Source organism: Sulfitobacter sp. R86518 (assembly GCF_042466275.1).
Lineage (GTDB): Bacteria > Pseudomonadota > Alphaproteobacteria > Rhodobacterales > Rhodobacteraceae > Sulfitobacter > Sulfitobacter pontiacus.
This window is the reverse complement of the sequence record NZ_JAXHCA010000005.1, coordinates 1,868,822-1,886,754: the sequence shown is the minus strand read 5'-3', so window position 1 is coordinate 1,886,754 and position 17,933 is coordinate 1,868,822. Positions and strand designations below refer to the sequence as shown.

Below are 17,933 nucleotides of genomic sequence, written 5' to 3'. Positions count from 1 at the left end.
ACCCCATTCTTCATTTTGCTCTTAAAACTCCCCGCGGAGCGTCCCTTACCCTCAGCTTGCGCGGCGCATGCCCATGACACGGGCCCGCGCGCGGGGATCGGTATCAAACAGCGCCGCCAGCTGTTCGGTCATCGCACCGGCCAGCTGGTCGACATCGGTGATCGTGACGGCGCGATCATAATAGCGGGTGACGTCGTGGCCGATGCCGATAGCCAGCAGTTCCACCGCCTTGCGTTTCTCGACCATGGCGATCACGTCGCGCAGGTGTTTTTCCAGATAATTCGCAGGGTTCACCGACAGGGTGCTGTCATCCACAGGCGCACCGTCGCTGATCACCATCAGGATCTTGCGCGCCTCGTGGCGGGCGATCATCCGGCGGTGCGCCCATTCCAGCGCCTCCCCGTCGATGTTCTCTTTCAGTAAGCCTTCCTTCATCATCAGACCCAGATTGGGCCGCGTGCGCCGCCAGGGGGCGTCGGCGGATTTATAGATGATGTGGCGCAGGTCATTCAGACGGCCCGGCTGGACCGGACGGCCGTCGTTCAACCAGGCCTCGCGGGCTTGGCCGCCTTTCCAGGCGCGGGTGGTAAAGCCCAGGATCTCGACCTTGACGTTGCAACGCTCCAGCGTGCGGGCCAGAACATCGGCGCAGATTGCGGCGATGGAAATCGGCCGCCCGCGCATCGAGCCGGAGTTATCCAGCAGCAAGGTCACACAGGTGTCGCGGAATTCGGTGTCCTGTTCGACCTTGAACGACAGCGGGGTTGTGGGGTTGGCCACGACACGGGCCAGACGACCGGCATCCAATGTGCCTTCTTCCAGATCGAATTCCCACGACCGGTTCTGCTGCGCCTGCAAGCGACGTTGCAGCTTGTTCGCCAGACGGCTGACCGCGCCTTTCAGCGGTTCAAGCTGCTGGTCCAGATAGGCGCGCAGGCGTTCAAGCTCTGCCGGTTCGGCAAGGTCTTCGGCCCCGATCACCTCGTCATGATCGGTCTGGTACACTAGATAATTCGGGTCCGCGTCCGAGGCTTGCGGCGGGGCGGGTGGTTCCATCGGGGCGTCGCCATCGGGCATCTCGGCCTCTTCGCCAAGCTCCTGATCGGCGGTGTCATCCATCGACACCTGCGCCTGAGATTCATCCTGCTGCTGCTCTTGCGACTGCTCGGGCGAGGCTTCTGCCTCGTCGTCGTCCTGATCGTCCTGACCGGTGCTATCGGGCTCTTGCTCTTCTTCGGTGCCTTCTTCCTCGGCGCTGTCTTGGTCGTCGTCGCCTTGATCGGGGTCATCGCCCAGCTGATCGCCATAGCCAAGATCAACGATCATCTTGCGCGCAAAGCGGGCAAAGGCGGCCTGATCATCCAGCGTGTCTTTCAACGTCTCGAGCGTGCCACCGGCCTGATCCTCGATATAGCCGCGCCACAGTTCCATTGCGTTGGCGGCACCGGCGGGCATGTCACGCCCCGTCGCCAGATGGCGCACCAGATAGCCTGCCGCCGTCGCCAAAGGCACGTCCGAGGGTTGCTTGGCCTGATCATAGCCCTTGCGCAGGGAGTCGTATTTGATCTTCGCGTCGATATTGCCCGCAGTGCCGGGCATGTCGCGGGCACCTACGGCTTCGCAGCGGGCGGTTTCCATCGCTTCATAAAGATCGCGGGCCATGTCACCGGCGGGCATGTATTTCGCGTGGGTCTGGCCGTTGTGATAGCGGCGGTTCAGCGCGAGCGCGTCAGCGGTGCCGCGGGCCAGCAGGACTTCCTCGCGGGTCATGCGGCGGCTGACCTGTGGCAGGCGCATGGAATCCCCGCTTAGCCCCGACGGATCAACGGAATAACTGACCGTGAGGTCAGGATCGTTCGACATGACCTTGGTCGCTTCGGCCAAAGCCTTTTTGAACGCGTCGGCGGGGTTATCTGATTGTTTGCTCATGTCATTCTCCCATCCGAGTGCGGCCGACCTGCGGCTTTGGTCACCGCGGCCACACGAAACGGGGCGCTGCGGTCAGACTGTCGTCCACCGATCAAGCTGCCGGTGGACGTCTTGTTCTTCATCCCTGCCAACGCGGGCACGGGGTGGATCGTAGCTTAGCCAAGGCTCAGGCTGGCGGCGGATTCCGGTAGCTCTTCGTCGAACAGACGCTGATAGAATTCGGCCACGGTCTGGCGTTCCAGCTCATCACATTTGTTGAGGAACGACAGGCGGAAGGCATAGCCCACGTCGCGGAAAATCTCGGCGTTCTGGGCCCAGGCAATCACGGTCCGCGGCGACATAACGGTCGAGAGTTCGCCATTCATGAAGGCGGTGCGCGTCAGGTCGGCGACGGTGACCATCTGTTTGATCGTCTTGCGGCCTTTTTCGGTGTTGTAGTGCGGGTTCTTCGACAGAACGATCTGGGTTTCGGCGTCGATGCTCAGATAGTTCAACGTCGCCACCAGCGACCAACGGTCCATCTGGCCCTGGTTGATCTGCTGTGTGCCGTGGTAAAGACCCGTGGTGTCGCCCAGACCCACCGTGTTCGCGGTCGCGAAGATGCGGAAATAGGGGTGAGGTTCGATCACCTGGTTCTGGTCCAGCAGCGTCAGCTTGCCGTCTACCTCCAGCACGCGCTGGATCACGAACATCACATCGGCGCGGCCCGCGTCATATTCATCAAACACGATTGCTGTGGGGTTGCGCAGGGCCCAAGGCAGGATGCCTTCCTGAAAATCCGTGACCTGCTTGCCGTCTTTCAGCTTGATCGCGTCTTTCCCGATCAGGTCGATCCGGCTGATGTGGCTATCAAGGTTGACGCGGACACAGGGCCAGTTCAGCAGGCTTGCCACCTGTTCGATGTGAGTGGACTTACCCGTCCCGTGGTAGCCCTGAACCATCACGCGGCGGTTATGGTTGAACCCCGCAAGGATCGCCATCGTGGTGTCGGGATCGAATTTATAGGTGCTGTCCAGATCGGGAACGCGGCTTGTACGTTCTTCAAAGCCGTGCACCACCATGTCGGTGTCGATGCCAAAGACTTCGCGAACGGAGATCTCTTTGGTGGGTTTGGTTGTGAGGTCCAATGAGGTCTCGGCCATATTCTGTACGTCCTTCATGCTTCTGTCTTGCGCACCGCTTGCGGATCAAGGGTGGCGTCCACGGCAACATATCTTTCCTGAGCGCGAGGGAAAGGGGCAATTCGCACCTGCGGCAAAACCGCGAATCCCCGGGACACATGGAAAAGGGGCGGCGCATTTGTCTGCACCGCCCCATCTATATGGCTCTCAAGCCCGTCACAGGCGGTTGCCGATGCCCTCGACCCGCCGGAATGCCGCGGCGTCAGTCCTTGAAGTTGCGGCTGCCCTTCAGCTGGTCCCAGGCCCAGACGACGAGCTGCAGCTGCTCTTCCTGGCTGCGGTCCCCGCCGTTCATATCGGGGTGGAGCACCTTGATAAGCGCCTTATAAGCCTTGCGTACTTCGGGTTTGGTCCAGGTGTCCTTGGCTTCCAGAATTTCGAGCGCGCGGCGTTCCGTGGGGGGCAGGCGGCGACCGGCGGCAGGCCCTTTGCCGGGGTTCTGCGTCGCGTTCTTGCCCAGAACCTGATGCGGGTCCTCGATACCCAAACGCGCCCAGGCCCGTGCTTCGGGGTCGCCAAGGGGCTTGGTCGTGCGCTCCCAGACTTTGTCCTTGGACTGTTGGGCGTTCAATTCGGCTTCTGTGGTGCCGTCAAAGAAGTTCCACTTGAGGTTATATTCGCGCACGTGTTTCTGGCAGAACCAGAAATAATCATCCAGCACGTCCGGTGCTTTGGGCGCGCGGTACTTGCCCGGTTCTTCGCAGCCTTCGTGCGAACAGACGCGTTGCGATGTCTCGGACGCACCGGACATCCCGCGACGGCCACGGGGATTTTTCTTTTTCGAAGACGACACGGACATGTCGAATCCAAAGGGATCACTTTTGGGCATGATATGGACCTTTCCGACTCAGGCCGGTCAGTTTAGACCTTGGGCTGTGAGATTGAAGGGGGGCTGAGCTAAAAAATGTCAGTGACACAAGAAATTGCCGACCGGCTGGAAGAGGCGTTCGCCCCGTCGGAATTAAGCGTCGTTGACGATAGTGAAAGCCATCGCGGCCACGGGGGCTATCGCGAGGGCGGCGAAAGTCATTTTAATGTGAAAATCCGGTCGGCCCATTTCAAGGGGCTAAACCGTGTTGCGCGGCATCGTGCCGTGCATGGCGCGCTTGGCCCCGATCTGATTGGCCGCATTCACGCGCTTGCGCTGGATCTCGACGTTTAAGCCCTGCGTTACAGTTCGCGGCTAGTCTGCCGTCTTATCCGTCTTTGCCGTTTCCGTTTCGGGTGCCGTGGTGTCTGCCTCGGTCTTCGGGGCGGTCGCTGCGGCTGTGGCGCTTGGCTTGGCGGGCGTTTTCACGGTGGTTGATTTGCGGCGCGACGCCAGCGCGTTCAGCAGGGACGGGGCCACCACGGCGGTCTTGCCGTCGTCTTTCGTTTCGCCATGCTCATCCTCGAAATAGGGCGCGTCGCCTGTGACCTCTGCTTGGGTGGTTTCAGCTTCGGGCTTGGGCGTGTCGTGCGTGTCGGGCTGCGGCGGGGGAAGCAGCTCTGTAGTGACGGCTTCGTCCTCGGGCTCGGCCTCGCGGAGGCGGCGAAACACCAGCACATTGCGCCACTCTGTCGTGCTGCCGGTCAGGCCCGCGCGTTCGATCGATGGCAGGGTCTCGGCCCGTTGATATTCCCATCCATACCCTGAAAGACCGTTCATAAGCTCTTGCAATGCATGAGAAAAACGCGCTTCGGCCCCTTTGACGTTCTTGGCTTTCAACCCTTTGGTCGGGGCGGGCACAACTTTGTATTCATAGCGTGGCATGACGGCTGGCTTTCAAATCAATACGGGGGTGGGCAACGGGATACACTCAGCGTTTCAGACCAATTTTGCGGCCCGCCTGTTCAGGATAGGGCAAGCTGGCATGGGCTGTTTTCATCGCCTCAAGCCGCGCCATGAGGTTGGCGGGCATGGGGGCCACGCGGGGGCCGGACTGGTCGATGTGCAGCGTCAGCGCCTCGCCCGTGGCGGCAAGCCATCCGTCCGCGTGCCAAAGCTGCGTGAAGGAATGGAAACGTTTTTCATCGAAGTCGAGCAGTTGGAAGGTGCAATGGGTCGACGCCCCTTCGTGCAGCTCGCGCAGATAGCAGATGTGGAATTCGGCGACATAGGTAGTGTGGCCGGTCTTCTGATACTCTGGTCCGAACCCGATCTGGTGGTAGGCATCATCGACGGCGTTATCCATAAGCACTGAATAATAGGCCATGTTCAGGTGACCGTTAAAGTCGATCCATTCGGGCTGAACGATGCGCGGCGATGACCGGAAGGGCGTTTCCATAAATGACCTTTCACAGGATGTCAGATGGGGGAGCGTGGCAAGAAAAGGGCCGGGGTTTTGGTGAACCCCGGCCCGATGTCTTAGCCGTTCAGTTTTTGCGCGACGATCTGGTTGACTGCTTTGGGGTTCGCCTTGCCGCCCGTGGCCTTCATCGTCTGACCGACGAACCAACCGGCGAGCTTTGGGTTCTCGCGCGCCTTGGCGACCTGATCGGGGTTCGCGGCGATGATTTCGTCCACGGCGGCCTCGATCGCGCTGGTGTCTGTGACCTGCTTCATCCCGCGCTCTTCAACGATCACAGCGGGATCACCGCCTTCGGTATAGACGATTTCAAACAGATCCTTGGCGATCTTGCCCGAAATCGCGTCAGAGGCGATCAGATCAATCACACCACCAAGCTGAGCAGGGCTGACGGGGCTGTCGGTGATGGCTTTCTCGTCTTTCTTGAGACGGCCAAACAGTTCGTTAATCACCCAGTTCGCCGCCATCTTACCGTCGCGACCCTGTGCGGTCGCCTCGAAATAGCCTGCGCTGTCCAGATCCGACGTCAGCACCGAGGCGTCATAGTCGCTTAGGCCGAAGTCGTTGATGAAACGCGCTTTCTTGGCGTCAGGCAATTCGGGCAGGTTGGCACCGATGTCGTCCACCCACGCCTGTTCGATCACCAAAGGCAACAGATCGGGGTCGGGGAAATAGCGATAGTCATGCGCCTCTTCCTTTGAGCGCATGGAGCGGGTTTCCTGCTTGTCCGGATCGAACAGGCGGGTTTCCTGCACCACTTCGCCACCGGCCTCGACGATGGCAATCTGGCGTTTCGCCTCGACCTCGATCGCTTGCTGGATGAACCGCATGGAGTTCATGTTCTTGATCTCGCAGCGCGTGCCCAGATGGCTGAAATCCTGCGTTTCCTGATATTTTTCGTACTGACCGGGCAGGCAGATCGACACGTTCACATCCGCGCGCATGGCACCGGATTGCATGTCGCCGTTGCACGTCCCCAGATAGCGCAGGATCTGGCGCAGTTTGGTCAGATAGGCGGCTGCCTCTTCGGGGCCGCGGATGTCGGGGCGGCTCACGATCTCCATCAGCGCAACACCGGTGCGGTTCAGGTCGACGAAGGACATGTTCGGGTCCATGTCGTGGATCGATTTGCCCGCGTCCTGTTCAAGGTGGATGCGTTCAACGCGCACCAGCCGCGCCGTGCCGTCGCCCAGTTCCACCAGCACTTCACCTTCGCCCACAATGGGGTGGTAAAGCTGCGAGATCTGGTAGCCCTGTGGCAGGTCGGGGTAGAAATAGTTCTTGCGGTCAAAGGCGCTGTGCAGGTTGATCTCGGCCTTCAGGCCCAGACCCGTGCGCACGGCCTGTTCGACGCAGTATTCGTTGATTGTGGGCAGCATGCCGGGCATGGCCGCGTCAACGAAAGCGACGTTGTTGTTCGGCTCGGCCCCGAATTTGGTCGAGGCGGCGGAAAAGAGCTTGGCGTTCGACAGAACCTGCGCGTGCACCTCCATCCCGATGACCAGTTCCCAGTCATGTTTGGCACCCGCAATGGTGCGCACTTTGGGGGTGTCATAGGTCAGGTCAAGCATGGGGGCACCTTTGGCGTCAGAAACAGAACGCCTTGGTCATAAGACAGGGGGCGGGGTGCTGCAAGAGGCAGGCCGCGCCAATGCGCGCACGGACCGGCCAGGAGGTGCTGCCCAAAGGCGATCTTAGGCAGGCGTGGCCTGTGGTCCCTTGCTGGTGAACACGATCCGCTGCCCCGAGGCGAGCTCGGACCGGAATAGGCTGGTCATCACCTGCATCGCATCCTCGCGGCCGGACGCGGCGAATTTATGCGGCGACCGGATGCGCAGGTTGTTGTCAAAGCCGTGGGCGGCATGGGCCCAGATCATCGGGTGCAATTCTGTCAGATGTGCGCGGATGATCCATTCGGTGCAGGCACCGATGCGGGCGCGAATGCTGTCGGCGCGTTCGTTTCCGCCGCCGCCAAAGCTGGTCATATTGGCGCAATAGGCCGCCAGCAGGTTCGCGAAATAGGCGGTGGAGTGATGGGCAAGGATGTCGCGCAAGCCGTCGATGAAATAGTCAACGTCCAGATTGGCACAGGCCGTATCATCAGAGCAGATCGCGTCAAACATCACCCAGGTATAGCCACCGGCCCCCCAGACATTCTGTACCCGCGCAGCGGTGCGTCGGGCTTCAAGCTCAAGCTCTGAATAGCCGCCGTGATGGCGCGGCAGCAGGTGGTTGCCCAAGGCGCGCATGGGGCGCGGGTTCAGCGGGTTGAGCATGATCAGCTTTTCGTAGCTTTCGCGCAGCCCGCCTTGGTGGTTGAACGGCCCGCTCGCATGAGCGCAGCAGGTGGCCGCGACAAGCGCGCTGGTGGGATGCTGGGCAATGAAGTGGGTGATGATCTCTCCGGCGCGCTCGAAGTGGGCGATGCAGGCGTCGCGGTTGCGTTGCGGCAGCACGTTGCTTTCGCCTTTGCCGCGCCACGCCCAGCCGATGTCGATATGCGCCTGTGCCACGACGCAGGCGACGACGTAATCGTCTTGGTGCTCGTCCAGCACATGTTCGAATTCCTCGATCCCGCTCAGCAAGGCTTTGGCAAAGCCGCTGTCCACGTCCTCGATCGCGTGCTCTGTCGCCATGACCACATCGGCACGGGCACCATAGGCGATCAGCTCGGCCACAGGCATGGACCCGGGGGTGAGCCTGCTATCAGCATCTGCCGCGCGGATCACCTTTGACAGCGCCGCCCAGTTCTCTTGCCGCACCAAGCCTTGGCCCAACTGGTGGTTTTCATCGCAAAGACGGTCCTCGGCGGTGGGATCAGGGCAGTCGATGCTGAGCATTTCATGAGGCGAAGGCGGCACAGCATCCGGGCGCGGCACGGCGGTTTGCGCGGTTTTCTGAGGCTGCGGGCGGGGCTCTTGCTTGCGCGGCGTTTGGCCAATATCGTCAGAATCCAACAGCAGCGTCGGAACGCTTTTGCGTTTGAATAAATTCTTGAGGTGCCGCATCGTTTGTCCAGTCCTATATGAACCCGTCTTCTGCCACTGAAAATGGCGGGATAATTAGGCACCAAGATGGCATCGCGATGGTTAGTCTGGGATTTGGCAAGCGTCTGAACGCGGCTTTAAGGCTGAATAATGCCTGATTGTTCAAAGACCGGCGACGATGGCGCGGAACACGCTATGTTGTGCGCGAATACGACTGGGGGAGTAGGAATGTCAGCAAAGATAACAGCACGCCGCAGCGGCATGCGGCGCGGTGGTCTGGGGCGGGTGATTCTCGCGCCGGTGGTGGTCGCGCTACTGTCCGGTGGCGTGGCACTGCCGTTGGCGGCCGAGACGGTGAATGTCCTGCGCCCGGTGGCCCGCAGCGCGGTCCCTGATCCTGACACCACGCCGCCGACCGCCGCCGCGCCGATCGAACCCGCGCCTGCAGTGCCCGGAGAGGATGGCACAGCGGGCCCCGACCTTGCGACCGCCGCGCCGATCAATCTTTACGAGGTGTCGCCGCCTGCGCGCAACGGGGTGATCCCGCGCACAAGGTGGCAGCACCGGCGCGGGCATGCGGTCTGGACGCGCACGGCGCTGTCCGCGCTCAAGTCCCACGGCAAGCCTCTGGTTGATATGGTGCCCGCCGACATCGACGACTGGTGCCCGGCCTATCCCACTGCCTCGGACGCGGACCGCAGGGCGTTCTGGGTCGGGTTCATGTCGGCGCTGGCGAAACATGAGAGTACTTATAAGTCCCGCGCGGTCGGGGGCGGCGGTCTGTGGTACGGGTTGCTGCAGATCCTGCCTGCCACCGCGCGCGGCTATGGCTGCAACGTCGGCACGGGCGCGGGGTTGCAGAACGGGGCCGCGAACCTGAGCTGTGCGGTGCGGATCATGGCGGTCACCGTGCCCCGTGACGGGGTGATCTATGGTCGCGGCGGGCGTGGTGTCGCGGCGGACTGGGGCCCGTTGCGCAGCCCTGCGAAACGTCGGGACATGTCGCGCTGGCTGAAGCAGCAAGCCTATTGCAAACCACTGGATGCCACGCGCCCCAAGCCGCGCCCCTGAACGTGACCCTGAACGCGCCGCCCGTGGCCGGCCTAGCCGCGCAGGCTAAAGTGGTGCCGCTGCGTGGGGACGCCAGCGGCGTGCAGCGCGTGCTCGAACGGGCGGTGCGGGGGCATGGTATCGGGGGGAACACGCAACCGCTGCCCCGAGCGCAGCTCCACCGTTGCACGTACAGAGAGGTCCAGCCGCGTATCAAGGCGGATGTGGTCGATGGTGTCGAGCGGGATCGTGACCTTATCCTTGCCCCGCTGCCAGATCAGCGCCTGCGGGGTGAGGCTCAGGCTGGCGATGGGGTTTGTCGTAAGATCCCATAGCGCGGGCAGGGTGAAGAGGGCGACGATCGCCAGTATCACCGGGGACACGTCAATCACGACATAGGCCGTGACCAGCGCCAGCCAGACAGCCGCGACCACCAAAGCCGTCCAAAGGCTGCGCCCCGCACGCCGGTAGTGGAAGGTGCCCCGCGGCGGGACACCTTCGGCGGCATCATGCACCGCGGATACGTGTCAGCATTTCGGTCGTGTCACGCGACAGGCCGGGTTGCGACAGGATGCGGTCCAGCTCTGCCTTGATCATGTCCTGACGGTCAGTGTCATAGCGTTTCCATGTCTGGAAGGCCGAACACATCCGCGCAGTGGTCTGCGGGTTCACCGGATCAAGCTGGATCAGCCAATCGGCAAGCAGACGATAGCCCGCCCCCGAAGCATGGTGGAAGCCTGCGTGATGCGCAGCAAAGGCCCCCAGCACGGCGCGGAAGCGGTTGGGGTTCTTCCAGTTGAAGTCAGGGTGTTTGGTCAGCGTCTCGACCACCTCGTGGGCGTCTTCGGGGTCGGCTTCCATCACCTGCAGGCCGAACCATTTGTCCATCACCAGACGGTCCGCTTTCCACTGCGCCTCGAAGGCCTCGACAGCCTTCTTGCCGCGACCGGCGCGGACCAGATTGGCCAGCGCGGAAAGCTGCTGGGTCATATTGTCGGCCGCGTCATATTGCTCTTGCGCAAGCACGCCGTCGTCATTGCGCGTCAGCAGTGACAGGGCGGCATTGGACAGGGCGCGCTTGCCCGCCTGTTTCGCGTTTGGCTCAAACGGGGCGTCGACGGTGTGACGGCGATAAAGCGTCGGCAACAGATCGGCAAAGGCGTCGGCCATCGCGGCGCGGGTCGCCTCGGTCGCGGCATAGATGATGTCGGGATCGGGGGTGTCGCCTGCCTCTGACAGCGCGCGCGCCAGATCGGATTGCGACGGCAGCCCCAGCATCAGCGCGCGATACGCCGGATCAAGGGTTTCATCCCCGATCACCGCACGGATACCGGCCAGCCAATCCTTGTTCGGGGCCTTGCCCTCGCGGATCATCCCAAGCAGCGACCCATAGGCCAGCATGCGCCCCTGTTCCCAACGGTTGAACGGATCGGTGTCATGGGCCAGCAGATGCGCGCGGTCTGCGTCCGACAGGTCTTGGGTCAGCACCACCGGCGCGGAAAAGCCGCGCAGCACGGATGCCACAGGGCGCGTCCCCAGATCGTCAAAGACAAAGCTTTGTTCGGCCTGCGTCATTTCCAGCACCGTGGTCTCGTGCACCTCGTCCCCGTCCTGACCGATCAGCCCGACAGCGATCGGCAGCACATAGGGCTGCGGGTCGGCGGTGGCCGCGCTGGCGGGGGTGTGCTGCTTGAAATGCAACGTCAATGTGCCGTGGTCCCAGCTTTCGGTGACCGACAGCTGCGGCGTGCCCGCTTGGGAATACCAGCGCTTGAACTGCCCCAGATCGCGGCCTGTTGTATCCTCGAACACCTGTAGCCAGTCTTCGATGGTACAAGCCTGCCCGTCGTGGCGATCGAAATAGAGGTCAAGCGCTTTTGAATACGCCGCGTCCCCGACCAGCAGCTTGAGCATGCCAATCACCTCGGCCCCTTTTTCATAGACCGTGGCGGTGTAGAAGTTGTTGATTTCCTGAAAGCTCTCGGGGCGGACGGGATGCGCCAGCGGGCCTTGATCCTCGGGGAACTGGCGGGCGCGCAGGTCGATCACATCACCGATCCGTTTCACCGCGGCAGAGCGCATGTCAGAAGGTAAACTGGCTGTCGCGATAGACCGTCAGCCCTTCCTTCAGGCACAGCTGAAACCAGTCACGGCAGGTGATGCGGTTGCCGGTCCAGTTGTGGAAATACTCATGCGCGATAATCGCCTCGATCCGTTCAAAGTTCATATCGGTCGAGGTTTCGGGCGACGCGAGAACGGCGGAGGAGTTGAAGATGTTCAACCCCTTATTCTCCATCGCGCCCATGTTGAAATCATCCACGGCAACGATGTTGAACAGATCAAGATCGTATTCACGACCATAAACATCCTCGTCCCATTTCATACTGTCTTTCAGCGCCTGCATGCCAAAGGCGCATTTGCCTTCGTCACCGGGGCGCACATAGAGGTTCAGGTCAACCTTGCGGCCTGATTTCGTGGTGAAGCTGCCGGGGTGTGCGACCAGATCGCCCGCGACCAGAGCAAACAGGTAGGCAGGCTTGGGCCAGGGATCATGCCATTCGGCGGTATCCTTGCCGCTGCTGACGGGGTTGCCGTTGGACAGCAGTACGGGATGCGGGCCGTTGATGGTCACGGTAAACACCGCCATCACATCGGGGCGGTCGGGGTAATAGGTGATCTTGCGAAAGCCTTCCGCCTCGCATTGGGTGCAATACATGCCGTTCGACATATAAAGCCCCTCAAGCGCGGTGTTGCCCATCGGGTCGATCTCTACCTCCGCTTCCCAGACGAAGGGTGCGTCCGGCACGTCACAGGTGAGCCCCTGGGGCGTCACCTCGGGCGAGACGGGCGTGCCATCAATCGCGGCCGAGACGAGCGATAGGTTCTCCCCGTGCAGAAAGAACGACTTGTCGCTTGCATCGGGGTTGGGGCGAAAGGAGATACGGCTTTTGACGCGGGTCTTGCGCGGGTCCAGATCGAAATGCAGCGCGACATCGTCGATGATAAAGCCATAAGGCGTGTAGTCGGCCAGATATATCGTCTGGGGGGCAGCGTCGCGCATGTTTTTTCCTTCTGTTTGGAACCAGATGTCCAGCGCTCAAGTTAGTCTTGCAACACGGCGCCTGCAAGGTCGCCACCCGAGAAGATCAACTTTCACCGAACCCATCGGAGGGCATCATGTCTGCACCCGACACAAATATCGACAAGCAAGAGAAACAGCACAAACCCGCGCTGCTTGGCGTCAAAGGCGCGATGATTTTCGGCATCGTAATTACGGCCATTCTTGGCTTCATCCTGATCGACAACGGTCGCGAAGACCGTCAGCCCGCTGCCGAAGAAGGCACGCAGGCCATCACCACTGACAGCACCGTCCCCGCGGTGACCGAGGAAGACACAAGCGGCGCAACACAGGCGGACGACACCAACGCAGCGCCTGTTGATCCCGTCGCACCGGGGACAAACGAAAGCAACTGAGTTTTATAAGCGCTTTTAACGATTGAAGATTTAATGATTTGGACGGCAGGCCTTGGCGAGAAGGTCTGCCGTTTTTTATGATGATAGGGATCATCCGGAGGGTAAGGCGCAATGGCGAAAATGCGCAAGAAAGCAGATCTGCCGACCAAGATATGCCAAAGCTGCGGGCTGCCCTTTAGCTGGCGGCGGAAATGGGCCCGCGATTGGGAGGCGGTGAAATACTGCTCTGAGCGATGCCGCAAGGCACGGGGGGCCGCGAGCGCCCAGTAGGGGCTGCATTGGTAAGATGTTTTTACCAATACATGTTGCTCCACGGGGGGATACCTTCTAAGTCTTGTCGCAAAGCAAATTCCAAGCGAGCGACAGGAGCTATGAGATGACACAGCGTACCGACAAGAACGGCCTTCAGGTTGCCGCCGAACTGGTTGATTTTATCGAGGGTGCAGCACTGCCCGGCACCGGCATCGATGCGGGAACGTTCTGGGCGGGGCTCAGCGATTTGGTACATGACCTTGGCCCCAAGAACCGCGCGCTGTTGCAGACCCGTGAAGATATGCAGGCCAAGATCGACAGCTGGCACAAGGAACGGGCCGGCCAGCCTCATGATGCGGACGCCTACACAAGCTTTCTGCGCGAGATCGGGTATCTGGTGCCCGAAGGCCCCGCGTTCGAGATTGACACCAAAGGCGTCGACCCTGAAATCGCTCAGGTGCCTGGCCCGCAGCTGGTGGTGCCGATCACCAACGCCCGCTTTGCCCTGAACGCCGCAAATGCGCGGTGGGGCAGCCTGTATGACGCCTATTACGGCACCGACGCTTTGGGTGATCTGCCGCAGGGCAAGGGATACGATGCGGACCGTGGTGCACGGGTTGTGGCGCAGGCCAAGGCGTTTCTGGATGACGCAGCCCCGCTTGGCTCTGGCAGTCACGCGGATGTAACGGGGTATGCCGTGGTTGACGGCGCACTGATACCTGCGTTGAAAGATCCGGCGCAGTTTGTCGGCTACCGTGGCGATGCCGCCGCGCCCGAGGCGATCTTGCTGCGCAACAACGGGCTGCACATCGAAATCCGGATCGACGCCGCGCATAACATTGGCAAGACCGATCCGGCAGGCGTGGCGGATGTGCTGCTGGAATCCGCGATGTCCACGATCATGGATTGTGAAGACAGCGTTGCCGCCGTGGACGCCGAAGACAAGATCGTGGCCTATGGGAATTGGTTGGGGCTGATGAAAGGCGATCTGTCGGAAACCTTCGAGAAGGGCGGCCAGCAGGTCACGCGCGAGATGCACGGGGATCGCGACTATACCGCGCCAGACGGCAGCGCGCTGACGATCAAGGGGCGGTCGTTGATGCTGGTGCGCAATGTCGGCCACCTGATGACCAACCCTGCCATTCTGGACCGTGACGGGCGCGAGATTGGCGAAGGGCTGATGGATGCCATGGTCACCACGCTGATCGCGATGCACGATCTGCAAAAGACCGGGGGCATGCGCAACTCGGTCGCGGGATCGGTTTATGTGGTTAAGCCCAAGATGCACGGGCCCGAGGAAGTGGCCTTTGCCGATGAGATATTTACCCGCGTGGAAACCGTGCTGGGTCTGCCTGCCAATACGGTCAAGCTGGGCATCATGGATGAGGAGCGCCGCACCTCGGTCAACCTGGCGGAGTGTATCCGCGCGGCCAAATCGCGCGTGGCCTTTATCAACACTGGCTTCCTCGATCGTACCGGCGACGAGATCCACACCTCTATGGAGGCAGGGCCGATGGTGCCCAAGGGCGAGATGAAAAACGCCCCCTGGATCAGCGCCTACGAGGATCGCAACGTTGATATCGGTCTGGCCTGCGGCCTGCAAGGACGTGCCCAGATCGGCAAGGGCATGTGGGCCATGCCGGATCTGATGGAGGCAATGCTGGAGGCCAAGATCGGTCACCCCAAGGCGGGTGCGAACTGCGCTTGGGTGCCATCGCCCACGGCCGCCACACTGCACGCGATGCACTACCACAAAATCGACGTGCTGGCGCGTCAGGACGAGATCAAACAGGGTGGGGCCCGTGGCACGCTGGCCGATTTGCTGACCATTCCGGTACTGGACGGGCGGAACCTGTCGGACGCGGATATCGCGCAGGAGGTTGAGAACAACGCCCAAGGGATCCTTGGCTATGTTGTGCGATGGGTCGATCAGGGTGTGGGGTGCTCCAAAGTGCCAGACATCCATGACGTCGGCCTGATGGAAGACCGCGCGACCTGCCGCATCTCGGCTCAGGCGCTGGCGAACTGGCTGCACCACGGGGTGATCTCGGAAGAGCAGGTGACGGCGGCTCTCAAGAAGATGGCCGCTGTCGTGGACCGGCAGAATGCGGGCGATCCGCTGTATAAGCCTATGGCACCGGGTTTTGACGGCATCGCCTTTCAAGCGGCCAGCGATCTGGTGCTGAAAGGGCGCGTGCAGCCTTCGGGCTATACCGAACCTGTCCTGCATGCCCGCCGGTTGGAGCTGAAAGCCGCGCAGGGCTGGGTTTGAAGTTTCGGAAAGGGCGAGGGGCCAGCCCCTCGCGCTCCCCGGAGTTTAGTTGGCAAAATGAAGTAACAGTGAGGATAGCATGGCAGTCACATTAGAGCAGGCGCGGACGATGATCGCCGAGACGTTCAAGAAGGGGCATGAGCTGGGGCTGAAGCCCTTGTCGGCAGTGGTGCTTGATGCGGGCGGCCACGTGCAAGCCTTCGAGCGGGAAGACGGTGCCGCACCGGGGCGTTTCGGAATAGCCCACGGCAAAGCCTATGGCGCGGTGATGCTGGGGATGGCAGGGCGCGCGCAGATGGCGCGGGCCGAACAGCAGGCCTATTTCATGGCGGCGGTGAACGGTGTGTACGGCGGGGCGGTGGTGCCTGTGCCCGGCGGCTTGCTGCTGCGCGATGACGCCGGCGTGGTGATTGGCGCGCTGGGCGTGACGGGGGATACCTCGGACAACGACGTCAAGGCAGCGCTGGCAGGGATCGAAGCGGCAGGGCTGAAAGGCGAGGAATAACGCCCGCTTTGGGGTGTTGAGGTCGGATTGAGGACGCGGTAGGCTTTGAGCGAAATCAAACTCTGAGGCTGAATATGGCGCGTCCTGTTGTTGGTATTGTCGGAAACACCAGCCTGTTGAACGATCAATATCCGATCCACGCCGCCGGCACGATGAACACCATCGCGGTGGCGCAGGTGTCTGGCTGTTTGCCCCTGATCATCCCGAGCGACCCGTCGCTTGTGTCGGTGGAAGAGCTGTTGGAGACTTGCGACGGCTTTTTGCTGACGGGCGGGCGGCCCAATGTGCACCCCGAGGAATACGGCGAACCCGCGACCGAGGCTCATGGCACCTTTGACCGTGCGCGCGACGCTATCGCCCTGGGGCTGGTGCGCGCCTGCGTTGAACGCGGGCAGCCGTTCTTTGGTGTCTGCCGGGGGTTCCAAGAGGTGAATGTCGCCATGGGTGGCACGCTTTACCCCGAAATCCGTGAGCTGCCCGGCCGTATGAACCACCGTATGCCCCCCGACGGCACGATGGAGCAGAAGTTTGAGCTGCGCCACGATGTGACCTTTACCCAAGGGGGCGTCTTCCACGAGGTCTTGGGGGCCCCGAAGGTGCGGACGAATACCTTGCACGGGCAGGGGATCAAGGCGGCGGGTCCGCGTGTGGTGATCGACGGTTTTGCCGAAGACGGCACGCCAGAGGCGATATATATCAAGGACGCGCCGGGGTTCACCCTTGCCGTGCAGTGGCACCCCGAATGGGACGCGGGCAATGATCCGGTGTCGCGTCCCCTGTTCGAACGCTTTGGTGCGGCGGCGCAGGCCTGGGCGGACAGCAAGCATCAGCGAATGTTGAAATCCGCCTGACAGGTTACCCCGACAGCGTGATGCGCGGCACATGCAAGGGGCCTGTCCCTGCTAGATAGCGGGCGGTCAGCGTGTCGATCTTCTGCCAGACGAAATCCGGCGGCGCGGCAGATCTTGGCTGCGCTGCGCGTGGTTTGCCCGCCTGCTGGAGGCGCCGTTTGCGGCAGCTTTGAAAAGCGACGGCGCTTGGGGGCGGGGCTATCGGGTATGTGATCTTGTGCATGGGGCGACCTTAGCCGCCCCAAAGTTAACAAATCATGACCGGTGGGGGATTACATCTCGCCGCCGGTGACCTGGATGCATTGGCCATTGATGCTTTGCGACCCCGGACCGGTGAGCCATGCGGCCGCGGCTGTGACCTCTGACACCTTGATCAGACGCTTGTGCGGGTTGGAGTTGACCATGATCGCGCGCGCCTTTTCTTCCGAGATACCAGCACGTTCCGAGATCGACGCCGTATTGCGCGACACGATGGGCGTGTCGACATAGCCGGGGCAGATCGCGTTGAACGTATAGGGTTGCCCCAGATAATCCGCTGCCAGCGATTTGACCAAACCGATCATCCCGTGTTTTGACGCCGAATAGGCCGCAGCCCCGGGAAGCCCTTTCAGGCCCGCCATCGAAGAGATCGCGATGACGCGGCCCCAGTCGGTATCGCGCATGGTTTTCAACGATTCGCGGATGGTCAGAAAGGCACCGTCGAGATTGGTCGACATCATATTGCGCCAGAATTCCATGTCGGTCTTATGCACGGCCTTGCCCTCGGCGATGCCGGCGTTGGGGATGCAGATCTGGATCGGACCGTGGGCTTTGACGGCGGCGGCGATCTTGGCGACCACGTCTTCCTCGCTGCGCACGTCCATTGCCATGCCGGTCATGTTATCGCCTGCGACCTCGTCCAGCACCTCTTGGCGTCGGCCTGTGATGGTCACATGTGCACCCCGTGCGGCCAGATCCCGCGCGATGTCCAGCCCGATGCCGGTGCCGCCGCCCGTGATCAGCGCGTGTTTTCCCTGTAGGTCCATTCTGCTCTCCCTTATGAAATGGATCATCATGGGGGGCATGCTGTCGGCAGCAGGGGGCAGGTGCAAGGGCGCGCGGGTTTTCACGCAACGTCGTAAACCTAAAAATCGGGCTGTTAGCG

The 17,933-nt window shown here is 61.6% G+C and carries 17 protein-coding genes and 1 pseudogene; 7 read left to right on the top strand and 11 right to left on the bottom strand.

What is annotated here, in order from left to right:
* Positions 1-51: 51 nt before the first annotated feature.
* The 3 genes from cobT to SJY36_RS10115 form a co-directional block, all read right to left on the bottom strand.
* Positions 52-1,929, bottom strand: a complete 1,878-nt coding sequence (gene cobT / locus SJY36_RS10125; RefSeq protein ID WP_386174757.1) for a cobaltochelatase subunit CobT — start codon at positions 1,927-1,929, stop codon at positions 52-54.
* Between the two features lie 155 nt (positions 1,930-2,084).
* Complete coding sequence (gene cobS / locus SJY36_RS10120; RefSeq protein WP_009824910.1) at positions 2,085-3,089, bottom strand: cobaltochelatase subunit CobS; 1,005 nt, start codon at positions 3,087-3,089, stop codon at positions 2,085-2,087.
* A 223-nt stretch (positions 3,090-3,312) separates the two neighbouring features.
* Positions 3,313-3,939 carry a J domain-containing protein gene (locus SJY36_RS10115; protein WP_005854091.1) on the bottom strand — a complete coding sequence of 209 codons (627 nt, stop codon included), beginning with the start codon at positions 3,937-3,939 and terminating at the stop codon, positions 3,313-3,315.
* Between the two features lie 75 nt (positions 3,940-4,014).
* On the opposite strand from SJY36_RS10115, the gene SJY36_RS10110 reads away from it, so the two are divergent.
* Complete coding sequence (locus SJY36_RS10110) at positions 4,015-4,272, top strand: BolA family transcriptional regulator (RefSeq protein ID WP_005854089.1); 258 nt, start codon at positions 4,015-4,017, stop codon at positions 4,270-4,272.
* A gap of 21 nt (positions 4,273-4,293) precedes the next feature.
* On the opposite strand, the gene SJY36_RS10105 is transcribed toward SJY36_RS10110, so the two are convergent.
* From SJY36_RS10105 to SJY36_RS10090, 4 genes are all read right to left on the bottom strand, one after another.
* A complete protein-coding gene (locus SJY36_RS10105) occupies positions 4,294-4,863 on the bottom strand; it encodes a hypothetical protein (protein ID WP_386174754.1) in 570 nt (189 codons plus the stop codon).
* Between the two features lie 46 nt (positions 4,864-4,909).
* Entirely contained in the window at positions 4,910-5,377 is a 468-nt protein-coding gene (locus SJY36_RS10100) for a thioesterase family protein (RefSeq protein WP_386174751.1), read from the bottom strand.
* A gap of 80 nt (positions 5,378-5,457) precedes the next feature.
* Positions 5,458-6,969, bottom strand: a complete 1,512-nt coding sequence (gene gatB, locus SJY36_RS10095; RefSeq protein WP_005854083.1) for an Asp-tRNA(Asn)/Glu-tRNA(Gln) amidotransferase subunit GatB — start codon at positions 6,967-6,969, stop codon at positions 5,458-5,460.
* Between the two features lie 123 nt (positions 6,970-7,092).
* A complete protein-coding gene (locus SJY36_RS10090) occupies positions 7,093-8,355 on the bottom strand; it encodes a hypothetical protein (protein ID WP_386174748.1) in 1,263 nt (420 codons plus the stop codon).
* Between the two features lie 258 nt (positions 8,356-8,613).
* On the opposite strand from SJY36_RS10090, the gene SJY36_RS10085 reads away from it, so the two are divergent.
* Positions 8,614-9,456 carry a transglycosylase SLT domain-containing protein gene (locus tag SJY36_RS10085; protein ID WP_386174745.1) on the top strand — a complete coding sequence of 281 codons (843 nt, stop codon included), beginning with the start codon at positions 8,614-8,616 and terminating at the stop codon, positions 9,454-9,456.
* A 32-nt stretch (positions 9,457-9,488) separates the two neighbouring features.
* Here the strand turns inward: SJY36_RS10085 and SJY36_RS10080 are convergent, their stop codons facing one another.
* Positions 9,489-9,950, bottom strand: coding sequence for a hypothetical protein (locus SJY36_RS10080; RefSeq protein WP_386174742.1), 462 nt, complete (start codon positions 9,948-9,950; stop codon positions 9,489-9,491).
* Positions 9,943-12,496, bottom strand: a pseudogene (pepN, locus tag SJY36_RS10075) (aminopeptidase N). The gene SJY36_RS10080 and the pseudogene pepN overlap by 8 nt, the downstream one beginning before the upstream one ends.
* Before the next feature lie 116 nt (positions 12,497-12,612).
* On the opposite strand from pepN, the gene SJY36_RS10070 reads away from it, so the two are divergent.
* The 5 genes from SJY36_RS10070 (at position 12,613) to SJY36_RS10050 (ending at position 16,789) form a co-directional block, all read left to right on the top strand.
* Positions 12,613-12,909, top strand: a complete 297-nt coding sequence (locus SJY36_RS10070) for a hypothetical protein (protein ID WP_005854072.1) — start codon at positions 12,613-12,615, stop codon at positions 12,907-12,909.
* A 111-nt stretch (positions 12,910-13,020) separates the two neighbouring features.
* On the top strand, positions 13,021-13,179 hold the full coding sequence (locus tag SJY36_RS10065) for a DUF2256 domain-containing protein (protein WP_289080497.1): 159 nt from the start codon (positions 13,021-13,023) through the stop codon (positions 13,177-13,179).
* Between the two features lie 106 nt (positions 13,180-13,285).
* Positions 13,286-15,433, top strand: a complete 2,148-nt coding sequence (locus SJY36_RS10060; RefSeq protein ID WP_386174739.1) for a malate synthase G — start codon at positions 13,286-13,288, stop codon at positions 15,431-15,433.
* Positions 15,434-15,512: 79 nt separating this feature from the next.
* On the top strand, positions 15,513-15,938 hold the full coding sequence (locus SJY36_RS10055) for a heme-binding protein (RefSeq protein ID WP_005854068.1): 426 nt from the start codon (positions 15,513-15,515) through the stop codon (positions 15,936-15,938).
* A gap of 74 nt (positions 15,939-16,012) precedes the next feature.
* On the top strand, positions 16,013-16,789 hold the full coding sequence (locus SJY36_RS10050; protein ID WP_005854066.1) for a gamma-glutamyl-gamma-aminobutyrate hydrolase family protein: 777 nt from the start codon (positions 16,013-16,015) through the stop codon (positions 16,787-16,789).
* 4 nt (positions 16,790-16,793) lie between these two features.
* Here the strand turns inward: SJY36_RS10050 and SJY36_RS10045 are convergent, their stop codons facing one another.
* Together SJY36_RS10045 and SJY36_RS10040 are read right to left on the bottom strand one after the other, a co-directional pair.
* Entirely contained in the window at positions 16,794-17,012 is a 219-nt protein-coding gene (locus tag SJY36_RS10045) for a hypothetical protein (protein ID WP_386174736.1), read from the bottom strand.
* Positions 17,013-17,061: 49 nt separating this feature from the next.
* The gene (locus tag SJY36_RS10040) at positions 17,062-17,814 is read right to left on the bottom strand and encodes an SDR family NAD(P)-dependent oxidoreductase (protein WP_386174733.1); all 753 of its coding nucleotides are present in this window, start codon (positions 17,812-17,814) and stop codon (positions 17,062-17,064) included.
* Positions 17,815-17,933 lie beyond the last annotated feature (119 nt).